The following is a 24486-nucleotide window of genomic DNA, read 5'->3' on the forward strand; positions in this document are numbered from 1 at the left end:
TCACCCTAGGGCCGCCCGGCTCCGTTGATCCAGACAAAAAAGCGTTCGATGGTCCCTGAGCTAGATGACGAAATCGGGCCCATCGAGCTTGGCTTTTTCAGCCTGGTCGTTCGCACCTTCAAATCCGGGATGCAGCGAGAGGCACTCCCAAGCTTCCCTATAATATTACTTTTACGCCAATCACGGAGCAGTGGCGCGGTCTACGGGAATCGAACCCGTCTTCCCAGCGTGAAAGGCTGGTGTCCTAACCGATAGACGAAGACCGCTTTGTCTCGAACCGTGCAGGTCCGTGCCGAAGCGGGGCGAGGTATAGTGGCAGGCCTGCTGCTCTGCAAGCACCCGTTCACAAGAAATGTGGATGACGCCCCTTGGAAGGTGCGCGTCTAGACCGGGCGAGCCAGATCGAGGATGCGCAGTTCCGCCGTCTCGTTGCCGCCCCAGCGGTTTAGCGAGAGCGTCGCGGCCAGATGCACGGTCTCGCCACGTGCCGCGAGCAGGGCCTGCCCCAATGGCTCCTGCGCCGCGCGGAAGGCGATGCCGCCAATGCTGGCGCCATCGCCGGAGCGCAGCTTGATGCGGACATGGCCGCCGCTGCCGATCTCGATGGCGTCCGTCAGGCGGTGCGCCGGAAAGACGAAGACCGGCTCCGGGCTGCCCGAGCCGAACGGCCCTGCCTTCTCAATCTCGGCGATCAGGCGCGGGCTCGCACCGCCGGCGCTGAGCGCGGCATCGATGAGGAGCGCCTCGGCCTCACCCGCAGCCCCGACCTCGCGGGCGAGATAGTCGCTGAGGAAGGCGTGAAACGGCGCGGCCTGCCCGCCCGCCAGCGTGACGCCAGCCGCCATGGCATGGCCGCCGCCCTTGACCGCAAGCCCTGCCTCGACGGCGGCACGCACGGCTCGGCCGAGATCGACGCCAGCGACCGATCTGCCGGAGCCGGTCGCCCCGCCTTCCCCGTTCAGCGCGAGCGCGAAGGCCGGGCGGCGGAAGCGCTCCTTCAGCCGCGCCGCGACCAGGCCGACGATGCCGGGGTGCCAGTCGGCGCTGCCGGCGAGCAGCACCGGCAGATCGGCCATGCCGGCGAGCTCATGCTCGGCCTGCGACACCGCCTCCAGCACGGCGAGCCGCTCGATCTCCTGCCGTTCCTGGTTGAGGCGGTTGAGCTCGGCAGCGATGCCGCGTGCCTCGACCTCGTCGTCGCTCAGGAGCAGGCGCGCACCGAGCGCGGCCTCGCCGATGCGTCCGCCCGCATTGATGCGCGGCCCGAGCAGGAAGCCGAGATGCCAGGGCTGGATCGGGCCGTCGAGGCCCGAGACATCCATCAGCGCCGCGAGGCCCGGCCGGGCGCGGCTGCGCATCATCGCCAGCCCCTGCCGCACGAAAGCGCGGTTGAGTCCCTGCAGCGGCACGACGTCGGCGACCGTTGCCAAGGCGACGAGATCGAGCGCCGCCAACAGGTCGGGCTCGCCGCCGCGCGCCGCCCAATGGCCCTGTCGGCGCAGCACCCGGCTGGCGGCGACCAGGGCGAGGAAGACCACGCCGGCGGCGCAGAGATGGCCAAGCCCGGAGAGATCGTCCTGCCGGTTCGGGTTGACCAGCGCCTCGACCGCGGGCAGCCGCTCCGGCGCCTGGTGATGGTCGAGCACCACGACATCGAGGCCGAGCCGGCGCGCCTCAGCCAAAGGCTCCTCGCTGGTGGTGCCGCAATCGACCGTGACGAGCAGGGTCGCGCCCTCGCCCGCCAGCATGCGGATCGCCTCGCTGTTGGGGCCGTAGCCCTCGATCAGCCGATCGGGGATATGGATGCGCGGGCGTGCTCCGCCCTGCGTCAGGAAGCTCGCGAGCAGAGCCGAGGAGCAGGCGCCGTCGACATCGTAGTCGCCGAAGATCGCGACGCGCTCGCCGCGCATCGCCGCCTGGGCCAACCGCGCCGCAGCGGGCTCCATGTCGGTGAGGACGGTTGGGTCCGGCAGCAGGTCGCGCAGCTTCGGCTCAAGGAAGCGCGTGGCATCGGCTGGCTCGACGCCACGCGAGGCGAGCAGGCGCGCCAGGATATCGGAGAGCCCCTCGCGCTGGGACAGCGCCTCCGCTCGGCCGAGCCCTGCGGTATCGAGCCGGTCGCGCCAGGGCCGGCCAAGCACCGAACGGGTCACACCAAGGAAAACGCGGGACTGCTGCATCAGACTCATTGTCCTAACGGCGTCGCGCAAGCCGGGCGCAAGGTCAACCGGCCTCGAACTTGGCCCGGCTCTTCTCCGCCGCCATACTGCATCCAAGCCACCGGCAGAGGTGGCGCCCTGGGGGGATCATGCAGCACGAAACCGATGTCGCGATCGTCGGCGCGGGGCTTTCGGGCCTCGTCGCGGCCTGCGAGATCGCGGAAGCCGGGCGCAGAGTCGTGTTGCTCGATCAGGAGCCTGAACAATCGCTCGGCGGGCAGGCCTTCTGGTCGCTGGGCGGCCTGTTCTTCATCGACAGCCCCGAGCAGCGACGGCTGCGCATCCGCGATTCCCGCGAACTGGCGCGGGAGGACTGGTTCGGCTCGGCTGGCTTCGACCGCCCGGAGGATGAATGGCCGCGGCGCTGGGCCGAGGCATATCTTGATTTCGCCGGCGGCGAGAAGCGCCGCTGGCTGCATGCGATGGGCATGCGCTGGTTCCCGGTCGTCGGCTGGGCCGAGCGCGGCGGCAATCTGGCGACCGGCCATGGCAATTCGGTGCCGCGCTTCCATGTGACCTGGGGCACGGGTCCGGGCGTGCTGGAGCCCTTCCTGCGTCGGGCGAAGGAAGCGCAGGCCAAAGGGTTGCTGTCCTTCCGCTTCCGGCATCGCATCACCGCGATCACGCGCAGGGGCGGCGCGATCGATGGCGTCGAGGGCGAGGTGCTGGAGCCGAGCGATGTCGCCCGCGGCGAGAAGAGCGGGCGCGGCGTCACCGGCTCCTTCCAGCTGAAGGCGCAGGCCGTGATCGTCACCTCCGGCGGCATCGGCGGCAATCACGAACTCGTCCGTGCGCAGTGGCCAGAACGGCTCGGCAAGCCCCCTGCCCGGCTGCTCTCCGGCGTGCCGGATCATGTCGACGGCGCGATGCTCGCCGTGGCGCAGGCTGCCGGCGGGCGGCTGATCAACGGCGACCGGATGTGGCACTATGTCGAGGGCATCGCCAACTGGGCGCCGATCTGGCCGCGCCATGGCATCCGCATCCTGCCCGGCCCCTCCTCGCTCTGGTTCGATGCACGCGGCAACCGTCTTCCAGTTCCGCTCTTCCCCGGCTTCGACACGCTCGCCACGCTCGAGCACATCACGAAGTCCGGCTACGACTATTCCTGGTTCGTGCTGAACCGCAGCATCATCGCCAAGGAGTTCGCGCTGTCGGGCTCGGAGCAGAACCCGGACCTGACGGGCAAGAGCTGGCGACAGGTGCTCGGCCGCGCCGGCGGCGGCGTGCCCGGCCCGGTGCAGGCCTTCATGGACAAGGGTGAGGATTTCATCGTCGAGAGCGATCTCAGCCGCCTCGTCGCCCGCATGAATGCGCTAACCGGCGAAACGCTGATCGATGAAGCGCATCTGCGCGGACAGATCGAGGCGCGCGACCGGGCACTCGCCAACCCCTTCGGCAAGGACCTGCAGGTGACGGCGCTGCGCGGGGCACGCAACTATCTCGGCGACAAGCTGATCCGCACAGCCAAACCCCATCGCATTCTCGATCCCGCCCATGGGCCGCTGATCGCGGTCCGGCTCAACATCCTGACGCGGAAATCGCTTGGCGGGCTGATGACGGATCTGTCGTCGCGGGTGCTGGACGCGGCGGGTGCGCCGGTTCCGGGGCTCTACGCCGCAGGCGAAGCGGCCGGTTTCGGCGGCGGCGGCGTGCATGGCTACCGGGCGCTCGAAGGCACCTTCCTCGGCGGCTGCATCTTTTCGGGCCGCGCTGCGGGGCGGGCGGCAGCAGGGGCTGTCGGGTAGAGCCTCGGACGTCACGAGGCGGCTCGTCATGCTCGGGCTTGACCCGAGCATCTCGTGAAGAAGGAGGCTCCCGAGCCTCCTTCGGCCGGAGATTCTCGGGGCAAGCCCGAGAATGACGCTTCGTCGCGCTCAGGAGCTCCGGGCTCAGGCCTTCGGCCTGCCCCGGAATGACGATGGCAGAAGCTCAGTCCAGCTGGAACTTCGAGAATTCGCGGTGCTCGCCATAGATGCGGCGCACCGTGCCGGTGATCGAGCGATAGACCAGCGTCTCGGTCTCGATCACGTCCTTGCCGAACTTCACGCCCGAGAGCAGGCCGCCATCGGTCACACCGGTGGCGCAGACGATGACGTCGCCCGAGGCCATCTCCGACATGTCATATTTCTTGTTCGGGTCCTTGACGCCCATGCCGAAGGCCCGCTGGCGCTTCTCCTCGGTGTCGAGGATGAGCCTGCCCTGCATCTGGCCGCCGACGCAGCGCAGCGCGGCTGCCGCCAGCACGCCCTCGGGCGCGCCGCCGATGCCGAGATAGAGGTCGATGCCGGTCTTCTCCGGCTGGGTGCAGAAGATCACGCCGGCGACGTCGCCGTCGGTGATGAGGCGGATCGAGCAGCCGGTCTTGCGGACCTCCTCGATCAGCTTGGCATGGCGCGGACGGTCCATGATCAGCGTCGAGATCTCATGCGGCTTGACGCCCTTGGCCTTGGCCAGCGCGTTGATGTTGTCGGCCGGCGAGGCGTCGAGGTCGATCACGCCCTTGGGATAGCCCGGGCCACACGCGATCTTGTCCATGTAGACGTCGGGGGCGTAGAGCAGGCTGCCGGCGCCGGCCATCGCCATCACGGCGATCGAGCCCGGCATGTCCTTGGCGCAGAGCGTGGTGCCTTCGAGCGGGTCGACCGCGATATGCACCTTCGGGCCGTGCTTGTTGCCGACCTTCTCGCCGATGAAGAGCATCGGCGCCTCGTCGCGCTCGCCCTCGCCGATGACGATCTCGCCGTCGATGGGGAGGCGGTTCAGCTCACGACGCATCGCGTCGACGGCCGCCTGGTCGGCGGCCTTCTCATTGCCGTGGCCACGCAGGCGGGCGGCGGAGACGGCGGCGCGCTCGGTGACGCGGACGAGTTCCATCGAGAGATAGCGCTCGATGATCTGATCGGGGGAGATCTGGAGATCGACGGACATGAAATGGTTTCCCCTTGCAATGCGGCGGGTGGAATCGAGACCGTGAGGTCTATTCCCGCTCTATGCGGATAACTTGCGGCGGTTCCGCGACATGGCCATCCGCGGTGACCTTTTCGAGCGCGGCGCGGATAGCCGACTCGCTGGTGGCATAGGTGATCAGCACGACCGGAACCGGCGCGCCGGAACGGCCTCCCGGATCGCGGTTGGCGGCTTCGGGCGAACGACGCTGGACGATGCTCTCCAACGAGATGTCGGCCTCGGCCATACGGGTCGCGATCGCGGCCGCCGCGCCTGGCCGGTCCGCGACGGCGAGGCGGACATAGTAGCCGCCCTCGTGACGCTGCATCGGCGCGCGCTTGGCCTCCTCCAGACGGGCAACCGGCAAGCCGAACGGCAGGCCGGCCGTGCCGCGGGCGACATCGGCGATGTCGGCGACCACCGCCGAAGCGGTCGGATCGCCGCCGGCGCCCGGGCCGACCAGCGTGATCTCGCGAACCGCATCGGCATCGACGCTGACAGCGTTGAGCACGCCCATCACCTGCGCGATCGCGGAGGATTTCGGCACCATTGTCGGATGCACGCGCTGCTCGATGCCGGTCTTGGTACGTTCGGCGACGCCGAGCAGCTTGATGCGGTAGCCGAGCTCATCGGCCATCTTCAGGTCGAGCGGCGTGATCGCGGAGATGCCTTCGACATGAATCGCTTCGGCGTCGATCTTCGTGCCGAAGGCGAGGCTGGTCAGGATGGCGAGCTTGTGAGCGGTGTCGAAGCCCTCGACGTCGAAGGTCGGGTCGGACTCGGCGTAGCCGAGACGCTGGGCGTCCCTCAGGCAGGCCTCGAAGGTCAGCCCTTCTTCTTCCATGCGGGAGAGGATGTAATTGCAGGTGCCGTTGAGGATGCCGGAGATGCGGCTGACATTGTTGCCGGCAAGCGCCTCGCGCAGCGTCTTCACCACCGGGATGCCGCCAGCCGACGAGGCCTCGAAGGCGAGCGCCGCGCCCTTGCTTTCAGCCAGCTCCGCCAGCGCGACGCCATGGGCCGCGAGCAGGGCCTTGTTGGCGGTGACGACATGCTTGCCGGCCGAGAGCGCGGCTTCGACCGTCGCCTTGGCCGGACCGTCCGAGCCGCCCATCAGCTCGACCACGCAATCGACGTCGTCGGATTTCGCCAGCGCGACCGGATCGTCGAACCAAGCGAGGCCGCCGAGATCGACGCCGCGGTCGCGCTTGCGGTCGCGGGCCGAGACGGCAACGACCCGGATCGCCCGGCCGCAGCGGGCCGCCAGCGCATTCTCCTGCCGTTGCAGGATCTTCAGCACCGAGGCGCCGACCGTGCCGAGGCCGGCGAGGCCGATGCGCAGAGGCTGGGAGGCGTTCGAAAGGGCAGCGCTGGTCATGGGCGCGGGGTCGCATGCGGCGCGGTGCGAGTCAACGGAGAGCGACGCTCCAACGCCCGTGAAATGTCATCGACGCTACTCGCGCTGGGCCGAAACGACGTATGCGGCAATGCCTCCTTCGATCGGGCCGGAGCCGAACCGGTGCTCCAGCGCCTTCGCCACGGCCTCGGTCGCGGCCATGAGCCCCGGCGCGCCCCGCGCCTCGATCTCGCCGCGGATCGGCGTGCCCTGGCAGAAGCCCGTCGCGACATCGACCGCGGAATCGGCGCGGGCGCGCTTCTCGATACGCTCGATCATCGGTCTTGCGAAGCCGCCGGCCATGAGATCGAGCTCTATCGTCCCGACATCATGATAGCCATGCGGCGTGCGCTCGATGAAGCGAGGAGGATCGGCTGGGAATGCTTCCGCCAACGCATCCAGCAGCACCGCAGTGAAGTCGTTGCTGGCAACCGCGTCCCAGACATTGAACAGATAGCGCCCGCCCGGCCGCAGGACACGCCGCACCTCGCGATGGCTTTTCGGCTTGTCAGGGAAGAACATTACCCCGAACTGGCAGGCGGCGGCATCGAAGCTCTCGTCAGCGAACGGCAGATCGAGCGCGTCCGCCTGCTGCCAGACAACCCTGTCATTACCCGGTAGCTGCGCAGCGGCAAGGTCGAGCATCGGCTGGTTCAGATCGGTCGCGACGATGCTCGCACCGTCGAGACGCGCCGCCATCGCGCGCGTCAGCGCGCCCGTTCCGGCCGCAAGCTCAAGAATGCGCGACGGCCGTGAGGCCATGACGCGGTCGGCCAGATCCTCGGCATAAGGTCGAAAGATCAAAGGTACGAGCAGCCGATCGTAGATCTGCGGAATGGGACCGGCAAAAACCTTGTCCGTCGCTTCCATGGCAGCACCTGTCGCAGCACACCTCGTACAAGATATCCCGACTATCGACGCGGCGAAATCGCATTATTCAGACTTGCGTGGCCGCGAAGCACCAGCCCGAGAGAGGTGGCGTTTCAGAGGTTCCCGCAGCCTGCCTCAGCCGAAATGGCAGACCACCTCCGCAGCGACGCGCTTCACCTTGCCGTCCTCGAAGCCGAGATAGATGCGCAGCAGGTTGCTGCCGAAGGCCGTCGCCTTGATGGTGTGCAGCGCTTCGATGGAGTTGCCTTCGGAAACTGTGCTGTTCTCGACCGCCGGGGTCCAGAACCAGGGTTTTGGCGGATCGATCGTGATCTCGGTGAGCTTGCGCTCGGCCTCGGCCCGCTCCGTCCCGACGGGGATGAAACGGGAGACGATCTCGGTCGCGTCGCGGGCGCATTCACGCCCGTTGGTGACCGACAGCACTTCGGAAACCAGCGCCGAACGGGTCTGCGGGATACGCCCCTTCGAGTAATCATAGGTCGCAACGAGACAGACCAGGGCGAAGACGGCGAAAGCGACGCCGAGCAGGCGGCCTTTTCGGAGCATGGAGACGGGCCTCGGACGCGGTGCGGAGCAGGCTGTCCGCACCGCATCGGTTCCCATGTTTTGCGCCTCCGAGTCCAGAGGCCGCGGCACCACACCGGGCGGAGAACCGCCCTAGCCCGCCTTCGGCATCTGGATGACGTTGTGCAGCGTCGCGTCGGCGCCCTTCAGGAATCGGCCGATATTGCGCGCTGCCTGGCGGATGCGCTGCTCATTCTCGACGATGGCGATGCGGACATAGTCGTCGCCATGCTCGCCGAAACCGATACCCGGCGCCACCGCGACCTCGGCCTTCTCGATCAGAAGCTTCGAGAACTCCAGGGAACCGAGATGACGGAATTTTTCCGGGATCGCGACCCAGGCGAACATCGACGCCTCCGGCGCCGGAAACTCCCAACCGGCCTTGCCGAAGCTTTCGACCAGCGCGTCGCGGCGCTTGCGATAGGTCTCGCGCATCTCGCGGATGCAGTCGTCGGGTCCATTGAGCGCCGCTGCCGCAGCGACCTGGATCGGCGTATAGGCGCCGTAGTCCAGATAGGACTTCACCCGCGCCAGCGCCGCCAGCAGGCGCTCATTGCCAACAGCGAAACCCATGCGCCAGCCGGCCATGGAAAAGGTCTTCGACATCGAGGTGAACTCGACCGCGACATCGATCGCGCCCGGCACCTGCAGCATCGAAGGCGGCGGGTTGTTGTCGTCGAAATAGACCTCGGCATAGGCGAGGTCCGACAGCAGGATGATCTCGTGCTTCTTCGCGAAGGCGACAAGGTCACGGTAGAAGTCGAGCGTCGCGACATAGGCCGTCGGGTTCGCGGGATAGCAGGTTACGAGCGCGATCGGCTTCGGCACCGAATGCATCATCGCCCGCTCCAGCGCCGGAAACATCGCTGGCGTCGGCTCGGCGGGAACCGAACGAATCACGCCGCCCGCCATCAGGAAGCCGAAGGCGTGGATCGGGTAGCTCGGGTTGGGAACGAGCACGACGTCGCCCGGGCCGGTGATGGCCTGCGCCATATTGGCGAAGCCCTCCTTGGAACCAAGCGTCGCGACGACTTGCGTCTCGGGGTTGAGCTTCACGCCGAAGCGACGCTCGTAATAGTTCGCCTGGGCGCGGCGCAGGCCGACAATACCCTTCGAGGCGGAATAGCGGTCGGTGCGCGGCTTGCCGGCGGTCTCGACCAGCTTCTCGATGACATGCTTCGGCGCCGGCAGGTCGGGATTGCCCATGCCGAGATCGATGATGTCGACGCCCTTGGCGCGCTCGGCTGCCTTGATCTTGTTGACCTGTTCGAAAACGTAGGGCGGCAGGCGCTTGATACGATGGAAATCGGTCATTTCGAACAGGTCCTCGGCCGGGGGCGCCGGCAGTGTCTTCTCAGGCGCATGTCACTTCTTTGCGCCGAAGGTGCTTACCATCGCATCTTTCGTCCGCACAGAACAAAAAACGCAATATTTTGCGACTGCGACGAAATGGCGACACGAGCGCTGAACCCCACCCGCTCTCAGCGACGGCCGAAAATCAGTTCTGGGGAATCTTCGCAGGCTGAGGAGGCGGCGTCGTGCCCAGCGACTTCGCCTGATTGCCGGCGCTCTCATTAGCCTGGCGCTTGGCCTCGAGCTGAGACTCGATCTTCTCGAAATCCGAGCGCTTCTTGCACGGATCATTGGGACCGCGGGCGGGCTTGGGCGCCGCGAAGCGGGCCGCCTGGCCAGTGGGCGTATAAGCCGGCGGCGGCTTCGGCCCCGGACACAGCTGATCGACCGGGATCGTGCTGCCGACCGGGATATATTGCATATCGGCGGGGCGCGTCTCCCTGACGAAGCTCTTCGCTTCCTGCGGCGTCGTCGCCATGCCGGCCGCTTCCGCCACGCCCTTGACCCCTTCGTCCCCGGCGCAGCCCGCCAGGGCGATGCCGGCAGCGGTCAGCACCACCGCAATCCGAAGCGGTTTCCTCGCAGGCATCTCGATCGGCATGGGTTCTTCCAGCAGGTTTGTCGAATGTGCTTGGTAAAGCACAGCAGTTGCGTCCTTAATAGGACCAAAATGGGAAGCCATGCGCTATCCTAGGACGACAAGGGGGAAGACGACTCATGAACCGCCATGTCGACGACCGAGCCAAGGACCACAAGGGCTCCGCCGAGTCCGCTGTCCCCGACTTCGACCAGTTCGCGCAGAACATGGGACGGCTCGTCGAGGAATACGGCAAGGTCACCGCCGCCTATCTGAAGCCGCTCGAACGTGGCGTGGCCAAAACTGGCCAGGCCGACGAGGCGAGCGATATGGTCAGGACGCTCGGCCGCGTCGCCGAGCAGTGGGTCAACGATCCCGCGAAGATCATCGAGGCGCAGGCTTCGCTGACCCGCGACTTCATGAATCTGTGGAGCGCGGCGCTGAAGCGCGCCGGTGGCGAGGAGGTCGCCCCGGTTGCCGAACCCGACAAGCGCGACAATCGCTTCAAGGATCCGGACTGGACGAACCACCCAACCTTCGACTTCATCAAGCAGGCCTATCTCATCGGCTCGCGCTGGGCCGAGACCATGGTCGACAAGGCCGACGACCTCGACCCGCACACCCGCAACAAGGCGCGCTTCTACATCAAGCAGATCGCCGGAGCGCTCTCGCCGACCAATTTCGTCGCGACCAACCCCGAACTGCTGCGCGAGACCCTGCAGCAGAACGGCGAGAATCTGGTGCGCGGCATGAAGATGCTCGCGGAGGACGTCGAAGCCGGCGGCGGCGAGCTCAAGATTCGCCAATCCGACGCCAGCGCCTTCGAGGTCGGCGTCAACATCGCCATGACGCCCGGCAAGGTGATCTTCCGCAATGAGATCATGGAGCTGATCCAGTACGCGCCGTCGACGCCGCAGGTGCTCAAGCGACCGCTGCTGATCGTGCCGCCCTGGATCAACAAGTTCTATATCCTCGACCTCAATCCGGAGAAGAGCTTCATCCGCTGGTGCGTCGAGCAGGGGCTGACGGTGTTCTGCATCTCCTGGGTCAACCCCGACGCCCGGCACGCCACCAAGGATTTCGAAGCCTATATGCACGAGGGCATCTTCGCCGCCCTCGAGACCATCGAGCGTGTCACGGGCGAGAAGCGCGTTTCGGCCATCGGGTACTGTGTCGGCGGCACGCTGCTCGGCGTGACCCTGGCCTATATGGCCGCGATCGGCGACAAGCGGATCGACAGCGCCACCTTCTTCACCACGCAGGTCGACTTCTCGCAGGCAGGCGAACTTTCGGTCTTCGTGGACGAAGAACAGATACGTGCCATCGAAGAGCAGATGGCCAAGACCGGCTACCTAGACGGCTCACGCATGTCGGGCGCCTTCAACATGCTGAGGCCCAACGACCTGATCTGGTCCTATGCGGTCAACAATTACCTGAAGGGCAAGACGCCCGCTGCTTTCGACCTGCTCTACTGGAACTCGGATTCGACCCGGATGCCGGCGGCGAACCATTCCTTCTATCTGCGTAACTGCTATCTCGACAACAAACTCGCCCGGGGCGAGATGACGATCGACGGGGAGAGGCTCGATCTGCGGCGCGTGACGATGCCGGTCTATAATCTCGCCACGCGGGAGGATCACATCGCCCCGGCACAATCCGTCTTCAACGGCTCGCAATGTTTCGGCGGCCCGGTGGAGCATGTCGTGGCGGGCTCCGGCCATATCGCGGGCGTCGTCAACCCGCCGAACAAGGTGAAGTATCAGTACTGGACGGGCGGGCCGGCCAAGGGAAGCTTTGCCGACTGGCTGACGAAGGCCGAGGAACACCCGGGTTCGTGGTGGCCGCATTGGTTCGCCTGGCTCGAAGCGCAGGCACCGAAGAAGGTGGCGGCGCGCGAACCGGGGGGCGGCAAGCTGCCGGCGCTCGCCGATGCGCCCGGCACCTACGTCAAGGTCAGGGTCTGAGACGATCGGAGATGCGCGATCGCGGTAAGAAATACGACTGAGCTTCGCCTGTGCCGGCGGTCCTTTCTCGCCGGAGCAGGCCTCCTCGTCGGGAGCTCTGCCTTCGCCTGCGGCCTGAGGCCTTCGGGGCGGATCACCGCCAACGTCCCTGCCAGCATCGGAAACAGAAAAGCCGGCCCTAGGGCCGGCTTTGCCGAGCGCGTCCTGCGCCGAAGTCAGTACTTGCGAACCACCGGGTGAACCGGGACGGTTTGGGTCGGGTCGTCCCAGCGATAGGTGATGCCGACCGAGGCGATATGGATATAGGGCTTCGCTTCGGCGGTGTAGAACACGGCGCCCTGCTGCGGATGCGCGCCGTCGTAGTTCACCTTGGCCTTCTTCACGTCGATATAGGTGTAGCCGAGGTCGAGCTTGATCTTGTCGGTGAGCTGGTAGCTCGCACCGGCCGAGAGCCAGAGACGATCGTTGTCGGAGATGAAGATCGTGCGGTTGCGGTCGTTGACGGCCGAGAGTTCATAGCCGACACCGGCGCGCAGGGTCAGCGCGTTGCTGTACTTGTATTCCGCGCCGAGCGAGAAAAACCAGGCGTCGTCATACTGGAAGTTCAGGCTCGTCGCCGGACGGCCGTTGAGCTGGCTGACGACCGGAATGTTGCGGAAGCGGCTCCAGTTCGTCCATTCGACGCCGGCATGCACCTGCCACTGGTCGTTGATGACCTGCGAAACGCCGAACACCACCGAATCCGGCAGGTTGAGATTGGCCTTGACGGGAATGACCGCAAGCGGAGTGCGCAGGGTGCCGTCCAGCGTCTGGCGCACTTCCGAGCGATAGGCCAAACCGATGCTGGTGCCCTGGAACGGCGTCAGCGTGAAGCCGAAGCGGTAGCCGAAATCGATCGTATCGCCTTCGATAATGACCGGCGCCGCCGTCGGGCCGATGCCGGCGGCCTGCTTCAGCGAGGCGTTGAGCCACTGGACCTGCAGCGCCGCACCGACCGAGAGCCAATCGTTGACCTGATAACCGATGGTCGGCGAGACGTTGATCGTGGCGACCTTGGCGGAACGGCCATAGATCTGAGCGGCATGCACCTGATTGTCGGGCTTCGAACGCAGGCCGTAGGGCGCCCCGGTATGCATACCGATCCAGAGGCGATCCGTGAGCTGCCAGGCCGAATAGGATGCCGGGATGAAGCCGCCGTCGCCGCCGATATTGCCCGTGCCGTTCTGGATCGGGCTGGCCGGGCCGAAGGGCGAGCCGAGGCGCGTGACCGACGTCGGATCGTAGCTGGCATTGGCGTTGAGGTAGGTGAAGTTCCAGTTGCTGTTGCGGCCAGGGAACATCGTGATGGTCGCCGGGTTCCAGGCCATCGAACCCATGCCGATGCCGCCCGACGCCGCGCCGGCAAAGGCCATGCCAAGGCCTTCGGCGCTCTGGCCGCTGCGGATCGCGAAAGAGCTGGCCGAAGCAGCACCGGCAGCGAGGAGAGCAGCAAGCGAGACAGTGGCGGCAGCAGCAGTACGGACAAGGCCCTTCATCGAATCCATCCCGGTTAAGCTTTTCCGAGGCGCAGGGACCTCGGTTGATTCGGAGCATGACGCGAGCCGTTTCCTGCCGCAATCCCGCCTGCATCGCCCAAAATCAGCCTCCGGACCTCCTTATTCGCGGGCGCAAGAGGCAAAAAACGGCCAAAAACCGCCATTTCTGCAATGTCGGTCGCCCGATCGTTCAGAAAAGGATGGTTCACATACGAACTATTGCCGATTTTACGCCGACGGCATTCCATCCGGCCAGCCGCGCACTCATCGTTGAAAAAGTCGCTTTGGAACGCGTCGTTGCATTCGGGCAACATCTTCGGCACCTTGCTGCCGCGGACGAGCCATGCACAGAGACGGACTTGTGTTTCGCCGCCGCATCCGGTCAGAGTCTGAAACCCATTTAGATCGTTTGAAACGGGGGAAACACCTTGAAACTGCTCCGCTACGGCGCGCTTGGCCAGGAAAAGCCGGCTCTTCTCGATGCCCAGGGCAAGCTGCGCGACCTGTCCGGCGTCATCCCCGATCTTGCCGGCAAGACGCTGACCTCGGCGTCGCTCGCCAAGATCAAGGCGCTCTCGCCGGAATCGCTGCCGCTGGTTTCGGGGTCGCCGCGCATCGGCGCCTGCGTCGGCGATGTGCACAACTTCATCGCCGTCGGACTGAACTTCGCCGATCACGCGGCCGAGACGGGAGCGGCGATCCCCAAAGAGCCGATCCTGTTCAACAAGGCGCCGAACTGCATCGTCGGCCCCAATGACGACGTCATCATCCCGAAGGGCTCGAAGAAGACGGACTGGGAAGTCGAGCTCGCGATCGTGATCGGCGACGGCGGCTCCTACATCGAGGAGAAGGACGCGATGGCCGCGATCGCTGGCTTCTGCGTCTGCAACGACGTCTCCGAGCGCGAGTTCCAGGCCGAACGCGGCGGACAATGGGCCAAGGGCAAGGGCTGCCCGACCTTCGGCCCGCTCGGCCCCTGGCTGGTGACCCCCGACGAGATCAAGGACATCCAGAACCTCGGCATGTGGCTCGAGGTCGATGGCGAGCGTGTCCAGAACGGCTCGACCAAGACGATGATCTTCGGCGCCGCCTATCTCGTCCACTATATCAGCCAGTTCATGCGCCTCGACCCAGGCGATGTGATCACCACCGGTACGCCCCCCGGCGTCGGACTCGGCTTCAAGCCGCCGCGCTTCCTGAAAGGCGGCGAAGTGGTGACGCTCGGCATCGAGGGTCTCGGCGAGCAGAAGCAGAACTTCGTCGTCTACAAGGGCTGAGTTCTCTCGCAAGGCGGGCCAATCGCCCGATCCCCACTAGATCGCCGCGCGCCCTATCGGGCACGAAATGGCGATCTAGCCCTTTGTTTTAGCATCGGATTTCTCCGAAAAGTGGATCCCACTTTTCGGTCCGATGCTCTAGCATCAGACGCCGGCCATCGCCGGCGTCTTTCTTTTTTGATCGATGGAAACGCCGCAAGCCATCTGCCGCAGGTTCTGCAGGGCGCGATCGATGACCAACGAATAAAAGGCGCCGCCAAAGCCGCTTGACCCGGCTTTGGCGGCGGCAAAGTTACGTTCGCTGACGGCCACGCCGTCTCTGCCCCGCCACCCTCACCCGTTTTCGACGGGCTGACATCCCCCAAATGGGGGGCCCAATTGGGATGTGTCGGGCTCAACGCGGCGGCGCGGCACTCTTGAGCAGTCCGACGAGATCCGCCTGACGGCGCGAGCCCGTTTTTGCCAGAATGCGCTTCAGCGTCGTGCGAGCTGTCGCCTCGGTCACGCCGAGGCGCTGCGCCGCTTCACGGGGCGTATGCCCGCCTGCGATCGCGGCCGCCAGGCGCGCTTCCGCCGGCGTCAGATCGAAGAGCCCGCCGATCAGGCCGGCCTCAAGCCCGCCCCCCGCCGTTACCGGCGTCGCGACCACGATCGCGCTGGCGAAAGAAAAGACGTCGCGTGCCTGTCCGCGTACCGGCGAGAGATGCAGCACCATCGGCACCCCGCCACGTCGCGCCGGTATCGGCAGGGACCGCACCGGCTGGGGCTGATCAGGCCGCGACAGCGCCGCGATGGCGGCGGCCAGCAGGTCGTCTGCGGGAGCATGTGCGACGGCAAGGCGTGCCGCGCGGTCCTGGAAAACGCCCGGCATCAGATCCTGAAACAAAGCGTTGGCATCGATTACCTGCCCCCGCAACCCAAGGACGGCGGCGGGGAGCCCCATCATTTCAAGGGCCTGCGAAGCGGCTCGCGCCCGCTCCATCGCCAGCCGGCGCCCCAGCAAACCGGCGCGCGCAAAATGCGACCGCAGGCTGTCCAAGGCGGAGACGCCTCTGGCGTCGACATAGCCTTCGGACAAGGACCGCTCGCAATGAACGATCGTCATGTCGCCGGACGGCGCGGCAATAGCAGTGGCGACAGCGGAACCGTAACCGGCCGGAATCAGGATGTCCTGATAGAGCGGCGTGCTCGCGATCTCGTCCTGGCTGAAAACATCCTTGTCCGTGATGAAGCCATGCCGGCCATGGACGAGCAGACGCTGTGCTCGCTCGTTGACGCCGAAGGGAATGCGCCGCAGCACTTCCTCATAAGCCTCGCCGAACTCGGGAGAGGACGCGATCAAGCGCGCGTCGTTATCAAGAACCGTGCCGAGCAGCGCTTCCTTGCAGCCGGCGAACCGGGCCGTATCCCGCAAGACGCGAGACCAGCCCTCAGGCACGATCGCGGCTTCATAGATGCCGTCGATCAGCGTGTTTTCGAACTCACTGCCCGCCACGATTTCCCCTCTGACCGGCAGCGTAACCGTGCCACGACAAGCTGGCCTCCCCCAATTGGAGGAGGCCAACTAAGCCTTTAGACGAAATCAGCGAGAGGCTCGCCGCGATCTCAGCCTTCCGGCAGGCCGAGCATCAGGCGGATGTTCTGGACGGCCGCGCCCGAGGCACCCTTGCCGAGATTGTCGAGGCGGGCGACGAGCACGGCCTGACCGAGATCGTCCTGCCCGAAGACACGCAGCTCGAGCTTGTTGGTGTCGTTCAGTGCCTCCGGCTCGATCTTGCCGCCCATGCCCTCCTGGGAGTGGACGCTGACATAGGTCGAGCCCGCATAGCGCTCGGCCAGCGTATGGTGGAGATCGCCGACGCTCGGCCGTCCCGGCAGCGTATCGAGATGCAGCGGAATCGAGACCAGCATGCCCTGCCGGAAATTGCCGACGGAGGGCACGAAGATCGGCCGCCGGGTCAGCCGCGCATAGGCCTGCAGCTCCGGCAGGTGCTTGTGGCGCAGGCCGAGCCCGTAGAGCTCGAAAGCGGGCGCCACGCCGGTCTCGAACTCCTCGATCATCGACTTGCCGCCGCCGGAATAGCCGGAGACTGCGTTGACCGTGACGGGGTGATCATGCGCCATCAGCCCGGCATCGACGAGCGGGCGCAGCAGCGCGATGGCGCCGGTGGGGTAGCACCCCGGATTGGCGACACGATCCGCCTTCGCGATCTTCTCGGCGTGGCCCGGCGCAAGCTCGGCGAAGCCGTAGACCCAGCCCGGTGCGACACGATGCGCGGTGGCGGCATCGACGATCTTGGGCGCGTCCGTGCCGAGCTCATCAGCGAGCATGACGGATTCCTTGGCGGCATCGTCCGGCAGGCAGAGCACGACGAGATCGACGCTCGCCATCATGTCTTTCCGGGCGGCCGGGTCCTTGCGCTTGTCCGGGTCGATGCTCTTGACCGCGACCTCCGGCACCGCCGCCAGCCTTTCGCGGATGCCGAGACCCGTGGTGCCGGCTTCGCCGTCGATGAAGATGGTTTTCAGGTTCTGGCTCATCAGGACCCCCGATCGCTGGGCAGGCACGTCAATGGATGGGCTTCAGGCATAAAAAAACCGCGCTTCACGGCGCGGTCGCGGGCGTTCGGTCACAGGCCGAGCGTCATCGCGGGCGCGCCGGAGCGGCCGGAAACGGGCGACGTCGTGACAGGTTGCTGACCATGGATTCGATATGAGGGAGCCACCGCCCCCTGTCAATAACGACACGGCACGGCTTGAAGCATAACCGCACCGCGCCACGCTCTTGCCGACTCGGCTGGCCGAAGCCAGCGCTCCTCTTTCCCGAGTCACTGCAACGGCTTGCAGGCAGCGGCTCGGATTCCGAATCCACCGCTTCGCAAACTGATTCAACCCGGCTTCTTCAATGCCAGAGCCTGGACATGGTGCTGCACGATGGTCGAGGCCGCGATCGCGGTGATGTCGGCATGGTCATAGGGCGGCGAGACCTCGACGACATCCATGCCGCGGATGTCGAGATCGCGGATCGCCCAGAGGATGCGCAATACCTGATCCGCGCTGAAGCCACCCGAGACCGGCGTGCCCGTGCCCGGCGCGAAGGCCGGATCGAGCGTATCGATGTCGAACGTCAGATAAGCCGCCCCTTGCCCCACCCGCTCCCGGATGCGCCGCGCCGTCCCGGCGACGCCGAGTTCATGCGCCTCATAGGCATCGAGCATGGCGATGCCGCAATCGCGCGGCGCGACGGTGCGGATACCGATCTGGATCGAGCGCTCGGCATCGATCAGCCCTTCGCGGACCGCTTCCAGAACAAAGCTGCCATGGCCAATGCCGCCGGGTCCGTCATCCCAGGTATCCTGATGGGCGTCGAACTGAATCAGCGCCAGCTTGCCATGGCGGGCAACATGGGCGCGCAGCAGCGGCAGGGTGACGAAATGGTCCCCGCCGAGCGTGACGAGATGCGCGCCGGCGGCGAGGATGCTGCTCGCCTGCGTCTCGATCGCCCTGGCACAGCCCGGCAGATCGCCGCGCGGCAAGGCGCAGTCGCCATAGTCGACAGCTGAAAGCCGCGCGAAGGGGTCGATGCCGGAGGGATATTGCGGATCGCCGTCGAAGATCGCGCTGGCGCGCCTGATCGCCTGCGGGCCGAAACGTGCGCCCGGGCGGTTGGTGACGGCGAGATCGAAGGGCACGCCCCAGATCACGAGATCACAGCCCGCAACGTCCTTGCCGTAAGGGCGGCGCATGAAGGAGAGCGCACCGGCATAAGTCGGATCGGCTGCGCCGCCGCGCCTGTCGCCGGTAAAGGCATGGTCGATCGGCGGCTTGTCGCTGGCCTCGGTCATGATCGTCCTTCGCATCAGCGGCGTGCGTTGAACCATACGAAGAGGCACCAGGGCAGGATCAGCGCCAGCGCCGTCAGCACGAGCCGCAGCATCGTCCAGGCATTGGGGTTGTTGAGCGCACGGCCGTCCAGCTCCGGCACGCCATGAATGAAGCCGAGCGCCACCGCCGGAGCGAGGAAGATGGCCAGCGCCCGGCCGATACGCCGGCCGCGCGGCAGTTCCTCACGCGCCAGCATGAGCAGAGCCGGCACCGCGATCATGCCGAAGGCGATCAGGATGAGGACGACGCGCATGGGGTTCCGGGCGAGTTATCAGCTGGACGACTATATGTCCTGTCCCAGCCGCTCCGTCATCCCGGGCGCAGCGAAGCGGAGACCCGGGATCCATGCTTGGCCCCGACCGGGTAGGCTCGAGCATGGATCCCGGATCGGCGCCGCTGACGCGGCTTGTCCGGGATGACCCGCGCTTGAATGGGAAAGCCGAGCCTACCGCCCGCCCGATACCTTGAGGATGATGCCGGTCGTGTAGCTCGATGCCTCCGAGAGCAGGAATAGCACCGCCTCGGCGATCTCGTCGGCGGTGGCGGCGCGCTTCAGCGGGATCAGCGGCGCGATGCGCGCGACGCGGCCGGCCTCCCCGGTCGAAAGCGCATGGATATCCGTCTCAGTGATGCCGGGGGCCACCGCGTTCACCCGTATGCCGTGGCCCGCCAGTTCCTTGGCGAGGCCGATGGTGAGGGAATCGACCGCGCCCTTCGAGGCCGCGTACCAGACATATTCGCCGGGCGAGCCGAGCTCGGCCGCGACCGAGGAGATATTCACGATCGCCCTCCCCGGCGCCGCCTCATGGGCGATCAGAGCGCGGGCCGCCTCGCGTGCAACCAGAATTGCGCCGGTGACGTTGACGTCGATACATTCCCGAATGACGGCGGTGTCCGCATCGACCAGGGGGCTCGACTTGCCGGTAATGCCGGCATTGTTGACGACATGGGTGAGCGGGCCGAGCGCCGCCTTGGCTTCCGCGAAGACGCGGATGATGTCGGTGACATCAGCCATGTCGCCCTGCAGCGCGACGGCCTTCGCGCCAGCAGCCTCGCAGGCCTTCACGACCTCGGCCGCAGCCTCGGCGTTGCTCTGGTAGTTCACCGCGACATCGAAGCCGCGCTGGGCCGCCATGATGCTGGTCGCGGCGCCAATGCCCCGGCTGCCGCCGGTGACGAGAAGGACGGGGCGAGACATCGCAGGCTCCTGCTGATCTGACGAAGAGGCGCCAGACAATACGAAAAAGGGCGGCTCTTGCGAGCCGCCCTTCCGCATACCGGATGATCCGGAAACGATCAGCGCTTCGAGAACTGGAAGCTGCGGCGGGCCTTGGCCTTGCCGAACTTCTTACGCTCGACGACACGCGAGTCGCGGGTCAGGAAGCCTTCCTTCTTGAGCGGGCTGCGCAGCTCCGGCTCGTAGAAGGTCAGGGCCTTGGAGATGCCGTGACGCACCGCGCCGGCCTGGCCGGAGAGACCGCCGCCCTTGACCGAGACGATGACGTCGTACTGCGTCAGGCGATCAACGAGCTGCAGCGGCTGCTTGAGGACAAGACGGAGCACCGGACGAGCGAAATAGATCTCCTGATCGCGGCCATTGACCGTGACCTTGCCGGAGCCGGGCTTGATCCAGACGCGCGCGATGGCGTTCTTGCGCTTGCCAGTGGCATAGGCACGACCCTGCGCATCGACCTTCTTGACGTGGACCGGAGCTTCCGGCTGAGCGGGCTTGGCGACGTCGCCAAGCTGGGAGAGAGACTGAAGAACCTCGGCCATGGTCAGACCCTCTTGTTCTTGCTGTTGAGCGCGGCGACGTCGAGCGCCTCCGGCGACTGGGCGGCGTGCGGATGCTCCGAGCCCTTGTAGACGCGCAGATTGCCAAGGATCTGGCGGAAGAGCGGGCCACGCGGCAGCATGCGCTCGACGGCCTTCTCGACGACGCGCTCGGGGAAGCGGCCTTCCAGGATGAACTTGGCCGAACGCTCCTTGATGCCGCCCGGGAAGCCAGTGTGGTGGTAATACACCTTCTGGTCACGCTTGCGGCCGGTCAGGGAGACCTTCTCGGCGTTGATGACGATGACATTGTCGCCGCAGTCGACATGGGGGGTGTAGGCGGCCTTGTGCTTGCCGCGCAGACGCATCGCCACAACGGAGGCGAGACGGCCGACGACGAGCCCGGAGGCGTCGATCACAACCCACTTCTTTTCGACATCGGCGGGCTTGAGCGAGACGGTCTTCATCGCGGCACCCTTCGGTTGCGTAAAAAAGGACAAGCCGCCGGGGCTCCGGCGGCGGTGTGGCGTGGCAATAGGAGGCGTGGAGCCGGCTGTCAAGCCACTTCTACGCCGCGCCTTTCCGGAAAAACGCAATTTTCTCATAGCGATGAGAATAGAGGTATCATGATACCGCAATCGGCACTTGCGCCCCTGCGCGTTGCCGTGCTCAGCATCTCGACAGGAGGAACGCCATGACGGAAAAACGCACTGCCCTGCTCATCGCCGCCACGCTCTTTGGCGCTATGCCGGCCTTCGCCGAGGTCAACGTCATCAGCTCGGGCGGCTTCACTGCAGCCTACAGGGAACTCGTCCCGGCCTGCGAAGCGAAGATCGGCCACAAGGTGGTCAGCGCCTATGGCGCCTCGATGGGCGCTGCGCCGGACGCGATTCCCAATCGCCTCGCGCGGGGTGAGCCGGCCGACGTGGTGATTCTGGCGGGTGATGCCTTCGACAAGCTGGTGCAGGACGGCAAGGGCATGGCCGGCACTCGCACCGACCTCGCCCGCTCGGCCATCGGCCTCTCAGTCAAGGCGGGCACGCCAAAGCCCGACATCTCGACGGTCGAGGCGCTGAAGAAGACGCTGATGGAGGCGAAATCGATCGCCTATTCGGCGAGCGCCAGCGGCACCTATCTTTCCGAGGAGCTCTTCCCGAAGCTCGATCCGAGCGGCCAGGTCATGGCCAAGTCGAAGAAGATCTTCAGCGAGCGCGTCGGTACCGTCGTGGCGCGCGGCGATGCCGAGCTCGGCTTCCAGCAGGTCAGCGAGCTCATCCCGATCCAGGGGCTGGAGTTCGTCGGCACGCTGCCGGAGGAGGTCCAGAAGGTCACGATCTTCTCGGCCGGGCTCGCCGCCGGCGCCAAGGAGCCCGACGCGGCAAAGGCGCTGATCGCCTGCCTTGGCGGCACGGATGCGGCGCCGACGATCCGCAAGACCGGCCTCGATCCGATTCCGGCCAAGAAATAGGTCCGTTCCGCGAGGCAGGGGCCTGCTCCGCCCTGCCCGCTCCACCGCCTGCCGCTTACAGGATCAGCGCGCGGGGATCGAATAGGTCCCTGTCGCGTGGCAGACCATCTCAGTCTCGCCCTGCGAATAGAGGCAGACCTCGCCGACGGCGAGTCGCTTGCCGAGCTTGAGCAGCTTCGCCTCCCCGATCAGGGCCGCCTGCCCCGGCTTGCGCAGGAAATTGAAGTTGAGGCTCGTCGTCACCGCGAGGCCGACCGGGCCGATCTGGGCGAGGATCGCCGCATAGAGCGCGAGATCGGCAAGCGCCATCATCGTCGGCCCTGAAACGGTCCCGCCCGGGCGCAGATGGCGCTCATGGTAGTCGCAGCGCATGCGGGCCGTCATCGGCCCGACCTCCTCAATGAAATAGGTGCGCCCGCCATGGTGGAGCTGCGGGAAGACCTCGTCGAGATAGCGCTCGATCTCGGCGGCGCTCATGCGGATCGTCATGCGAAAAACCGAAGGCTGAGGCGGACGTTCTCCCCTTGCAGCATGGCCAACCGCCCCCGACAATAGGGCAAAATGCGGAAGCGGCGCGCGCAAATGCGACAGCGCAAGCCGGGAAGGATCGTCATGAACGCGCATCACCAACCGGAGACTGCCATCCTCCTGCGCCAGGATGCCGAGGGCATCGCGACCTTGACGCTGAACCGCCCGCAGGCTCGCAATCCTCTGAGCGAAGCCATGCTGGCCGCGTTGAGCGAGGCCTTCACCGCGATCGCCGCGGACCGTTCGGTGCGCGCCGTCATCCTCGCCGCCGCCGGGCCGGTCTTCAGCGCCGGGCATGATCTGAAGGAAATGACCGCCCATCGCGCCGATGCGGATCGTGGCCGCGCCTATTTCGTCGACATCCTCGGGCGCTGCTCGGCGATGATGCAGCAGATCACCGCCCTGCCCCAGCCGGTCATCGCGGCCGTCGAAGGCACCGCCACCGCCGCAGGATGCCAGCTCGTCGCGAGTTGCGACCTCGCTGTCGCCGGCATGGACGCCCGCTTCTGCACGCCGGGCGTCCATATCGGCCTGTTCTGCTCGACGCCGATGGTGGCGCTCTCGCGCAACCTCTCAGCCAAGCACGCGATGGAGATGCTGCTGCTCGGCGAGATGGTACCCGCCGAGGAAGCACTGCGGATGGGCCTCGTCAATCGCGCCGTACCCGCGGGACAGGCGCTGGCCGAGGCGGGTCGGCTCGCCACGGCCATCGCAGCGAAGTCGCGCGCGACAGTCAGGACCGGCAAGCGCGCCTTCTACGAGCAGCGTGAGATGGGGCTGAAGGCGGCATACGACCACGCTTCCGCGGTCATGGTCGAGAACATGCTCGCGCGCGACGCAGAGGAAGGGATCGGCGCGTTCATGGAAAAGCGCGCGCCGATCTGGGAGTCATAGAGGCCCGGCGCCTCGACGGCCGGGCTTATCCTGCAGCGTATTCAGACGATTTCCCGATAGCGGTGTTCCACGACCGGTGCGGGTGTGGCGGCCTCGCCTTCACGAGCCGGCTCGGCCGGCAACTGCAGGACCGTGGCGCGCTGGCCCTCCACCAGGCTCGTCACCATCACCAAGCGGCCGTCCGGCAGCTCAAGCGCATCGTGATGGACATAGGGCTTGTCGAGGTCGACCTGACGGAAACGTGCGACCCGCGCACGATATTTCCGGTTCGGCAATAGCCCCATGCCACGATCACACTCGATATCGGCCGCGAAGGCCAGCTCCGTGCCGGGCATGACGCAGACGGCCACATCCGGCCGGCCGACCGCGCAGAAGCCGCGGGTGCTCGCTTGCGAAAAGCGGGTCGAGACCAATTCGTCGCCGACCTTGGCTGGAGTGGACATCACATTGTGCAGGCTATAGTCGCACATGGCAGGCCCTCCTTTTCACCGATGGCAAGTCGGGGCCATCCCCGAAGTGCCAGTAAAGCACAAAAGCATGGCGGGCCTATGTTGAGCGTGCGTTGACATGCCGTGGGGGCGTTTTGATACCCTTCACTTTTCTGCGAGTGCCCGCAATTGAGCCACGATGCCTATGACGATGCGCTGATCCGTCGCATCCTGCGCGAAACGAAGCGGATCGCCCTGGTCGGCGCCTCCGCGAACGAGGCGCGCCCGAGCTGGATCGTGACGAAATACCTGCTCGACCGCGGTTACGACGTGGTTCCGGTCAATCCCGGCCTCGCCGGGCAGATCATATTGGGCAAGACGGTCTACGCCGCGCTCAAGGACATTCCCGGCCCGATCGACATGGTCGAGATCTTCCGCAACTCGCAAGCCGCCGGGCCGATCACAGACGAGGCACTGGCGCTCGATCCTCTGCCCAAGGTGATCTGGATGCAGCTTTCGGTGCGCAACGACGAAGCGGCCGCGCGGGCCGAGGCGAAGGGCGTCACCGTCATCATGAACCGCTGCCCGAAGATCGAATATGGCCGGCTGTCCGGCGAAATCGGCTGGCAAGGCATCAATTCGCGCATTCTCTCCGCCAAGAAACCTGCGCTCGCCGGCAAAGGCTTCCAGAAGCTGACGATCAACCGGCCGGGCACGTGAGGTCGCCGCGCAATCGGCGTGACGAAAAGGTCCTTCCAAAGCCTTCATCCTGAGGAGCAAGCCAACGG

General features: G+C 66.1%; 25 protein-coding genes and 1 tRNA gene. 7 read left to right on the plus strand and 19 right to left on the minus strand.

Annotated elements, in window-relative coordinates; genetic code table 11:
- Positions 1–191 precede the first annotated feature (191 nt).
- Positions 192–266: transfer RNA gene (locus FQV39_RS08220), tRNA-Glu, on the minus strand.
- Between the two features lie 117 nt (positions 267–383).
- Positions 384–2180: a single-stranded-DNA-specific exonuclease RecJ gene (recJ, locus tag FQV39_RS08225; protein ID WP_248313291.1), complete on the minus strand. Its 1797-nt coding sequence runs from the start codon at positions 2178–2180 to the stop codon at positions 384–386.
- 128 nt (positions 2181–2308) lie between these two features.
- On the opposite strand from recJ, the gene FQV39_RS08230 reads away from it, so the two are divergent.
- Complete coding sequence (locus tag FQV39_RS08230; protein ID WP_149129845.1) at positions 2309–3964, plus strand: FAD-binding dehydrogenase; 1656 nt, start codon at positions 2309–2311, stop codon at positions 3962–3964.
- 184 nt (positions 3965–4148) lie between these two features.
- Here the strand turns inward: FQV39_RS08230 and glpX are convergent, their stop codons facing one another.
- From glpX to FQV39_RS08260, 6 genes are all read right to left on the minus strand, one after another.
- Positions 4149–5147, minus strand: a complete 999-nt coding sequence (gene glpX / locus FQV39_RS08235; protein ID WP_149129846.1) for a class II fructose-bisphosphatase — start codon at positions 5145–5147, stop codon at positions 4149–4151.
- Between the two features lie 49 nt (positions 5148–5196).
- Entirely contained in the window at positions 5197–6543 is a 1347-nt protein-coding gene (locus FQV39_RS08240) for a homoserine dehydrogenase (RefSeq protein ID WP_149129847.1), read from the minus strand.
- A gap of 75 nt (positions 6544–6618) precedes the next feature.
- The gene (locus tag FQV39_RS08245; protein WP_149129848.1) at positions 6619–7431 is read right to left on the minus strand and encodes a class I SAM-dependent methyltransferase; all 813 of its coding nucleotides are present in this window, start codon (positions 7429–7431) and stop codon (positions 6619–6621) included.
- Positions 7432–7566: 135 nt separating this feature from the next.
- Complete coding sequence (locus tag FQV39_RS08250; protein ID WP_149129849.1) at positions 7567–7998, minus strand: hypothetical protein; 432 nt, start codon at positions 7996–7998, stop codon at positions 7567–7569.
- A gap of 111 nt (positions 7999–8109) precedes the next feature.
- On the minus strand, positions 8110–9330 hold the full coding sequence (locus FQV39_RS08255) for an LL-diaminopimelate aminotransferase (protein WP_149129850.1): 1221 nt from the start codon (positions 9328–9330) through the stop codon (positions 8110–8112).
- A 184-nt stretch (positions 9331–9514) separates the two neighbouring features.
- Entirely contained in the window at positions 9515–9970 is a 456-nt protein-coding gene (locus FQV39_RS08260) for a hypothetical protein (RefSeq protein WP_149129851.1), read from the minus strand.
- Positions 9971–10086: 116 nt separating this feature from the next.
- On the opposite strand from FQV39_RS08260, the gene phaC reads away from it, so the two are divergent.
- Positions 10087–11910 carry a class I poly(R)-hydroxyalkanoic acid synthase gene (gene phaC / locus FQV39_RS08265; RefSeq protein ID WP_149129852.1) on the plus strand — a complete coding sequence of 608 codons (1824 nt, stop codon included), beginning with the start codon at positions 10087–10089 and terminating at the stop codon, positions 11908–11910.
- Positions 11911–12125: 215 nt separating this feature from the next.
- On the opposite strand, the gene FQV39_RS08270 is transcribed toward phaC, so the two are convergent.
- Positions 12126–13445 (minus strand): OmpP1/FadL family transporter, encoded by a 1320-nt coding sequence (locus FQV39_RS08270; RefSeq protein WP_149129853.1) that lies wholly within the window; start codon positions 13443–13445, stop codon positions 12126–12128.
- A 56-nt stretch (positions 13446–13501) separates the two neighbouring features.
- On the opposite strand from FQV39_RS08270, the gene FQV39_RS08275 reads away from it, so the two are divergent.
- Positions 13502–13849: a hypothetical protein gene (locus tag FQV39_RS08275; protein WP_149129854.1), complete on the plus strand. Its 348-nt coding sequence runs from the start codon at positions 13502–13504 to the stop codon at positions 13847–13849.
- 24 nt (positions 13850–13873) lie between these two features.
- A complete protein-coding gene (locus tag FQV39_RS08280; RefSeq protein WP_149129855.1) occupies positions 13874–14722 on the plus strand; it encodes a fumarylacetoacetate hydrolase family protein in 849 nt (282 codons plus the stop codon).
- 144 nt (positions 14723–14866) lie between these two features.
- On the opposite strand, the gene FQV39_RS33090 is transcribed toward FQV39_RS08280, so the two are convergent.
- The 8 genes from FQV39_RS33090 to rplM all read right to left on the minus strand — a co-directional run bounded on the left by FQV39_RS33090 (position 14867) and on the right by rplM (position 20847).
- Positions 14867–15034 carry a hypothetical protein gene (locus FQV39_RS33090; protein WP_187640213.1) on the minus strand — a complete coding sequence of 56 codons (168 nt, stop codon included), beginning with the start codon at positions 15032–15034 and terminating at the stop codon, positions 14867–14869.
- Between the two features lie 82 nt (positions 15035–15116).
- Positions 15117–16217 carry a helix-turn-helix transcriptional regulator gene (locus FQV39_RS08285; protein ID WP_149129856.1) on the minus strand — a complete coding sequence of 367 codons (1101 nt, stop codon included), beginning with the start codon at positions 16215–16217 and terminating at the stop codon, positions 15117–15119.
- Positions 16218–16327: 110 nt separating this feature from the next.
- Positions 16328–17263: an N-acetyl-gamma-glutamyl-phosphate reductase gene (gene argC, locus FQV39_RS08290; RefSeq protein WP_149129857.1), complete on the minus strand. Its 936-nt coding sequence runs from the start codon at positions 17261–17263 to the stop codon at positions 16328–16330.
- Between the two features lie 347 nt (positions 17264–17610).
- Complete coding sequence (gene speB, locus FQV39_RS08295) at positions 17611–18567, minus strand: agmatinase (protein WP_149129858.1); 957 nt, start codon at positions 18565–18567, stop codon at positions 17611–17613.
- A 14-nt stretch (positions 18568–18581) separates the two neighbouring features.
- On the minus strand, positions 18582–18860 hold the full coding sequence (locus FQV39_RS08300) for a hypothetical protein (RefSeq protein WP_149129859.1): 279 nt from the start codon (positions 18858–18860) through the stop codon (positions 18582–18584).
- Between the two features lie 192 nt (positions 18861–19052).
- Positions 19053–19805 carry an SDR family oxidoreductase gene (locus FQV39_RS08305; RefSeq protein ID WP_149129860.1) on the minus strand — a complete coding sequence of 251 codons (753 nt, stop codon included), beginning with the start codon at positions 19803–19805 and terminating at the stop codon, positions 19053–19055.
- A 98-nt stretch (positions 19806–19903) separates the two neighbouring features.
- Positions 19904–20383 (minus strand): 30S ribosomal protein S9, encoded by a 480-nt coding sequence (gene rpsI, locus FQV39_RS08310; protein ID WP_149129861.1) that lies wholly within the window; start codon positions 20381–20383, stop codon positions 19904–19906.
- Between the two features lie 2 nt (positions 20384–20385).
- Positions 20386–20847 carry a 50S ribosomal protein L13 gene (rplM, locus tag FQV39_RS08315; protein WP_149129862.1) on the minus strand — a complete coding sequence of 154 codons (462 nt, stop codon included), beginning with the start codon at positions 20845–20847 and terminating at the stop codon, positions 20386–20388.
- A gap of 227 nt (positions 20848–21074) precedes the next feature.
- Between rplM and FQV39_RS08320 the strand changes: the two genes are divergently transcribed.
- Positions 21075–21848, plus strand: a complete 774-nt coding sequence (locus FQV39_RS08320; protein WP_149129863.1) for a substrate-binding domain-containing protein — start codon at positions 21075–21077, stop codon at positions 21846–21848.
- A gap of 63 nt (positions 21849–21911) precedes the next feature.
- On the opposite strand, the gene FQV39_RS08325 is transcribed toward FQV39_RS08320, so the two are convergent.
- Positions 21912–22337: a PaaI family thioesterase gene (locus FQV39_RS08325; protein ID WP_248313292.1), complete on the minus strand. Its 426-nt coding sequence runs from the start codon at positions 22335–22337 to the stop codon at positions 21912–21914.
- Positions 22338–22460: 123 nt separating this feature from the next.
- Between FQV39_RS08325 and FQV39_RS08330 the strand changes: the two genes are divergently transcribed.
- Positions 22461–23270: an enoyl-CoA hydratase gene (locus FQV39_RS08330; protein WP_149129864.1), complete on the plus strand. Its 810-nt coding sequence runs from the start codon at positions 22461–22463 to the stop codon at positions 23268–23270.
- 41 nt (positions 23271–23311) lie between these two features.
- On the opposite strand, the gene FQV39_RS08335 is transcribed toward FQV39_RS08330, so the two are convergent.
- On the minus strand, positions 23312–23740 hold the full coding sequence (locus FQV39_RS08335; RefSeq protein ID WP_149129865.1) for a hypothetical protein: 429 nt from the start codon (positions 23738–23740) through the stop codon (positions 23312–23314).
- Positions 23741–23887: 147 nt separating this feature from the next.
- Here FQV39_RS08335 and FQV39_RS08340 point away from each other — a divergent pair, with 147 nt between their 5' ends.
- Positions 23888–24418, plus strand: a complete 531-nt coding sequence (locus tag FQV39_RS08340; protein ID WP_149129866.1) for a CoA-binding protein — start codon at positions 23888–23890, stop codon at positions 24416–24418.
- Positions 24419–24486: the final 68 nt, after the last annotated feature.

Origin of the sequence: Bosea sp. F3-2 (assembly GCF_008253865.1) — a bacterium.
Classification (GTDB): Bacteria; Pseudomonadota; Alphaproteobacteria; order Rhizobiales; family Beijerinckiaceae; genus Allobosea.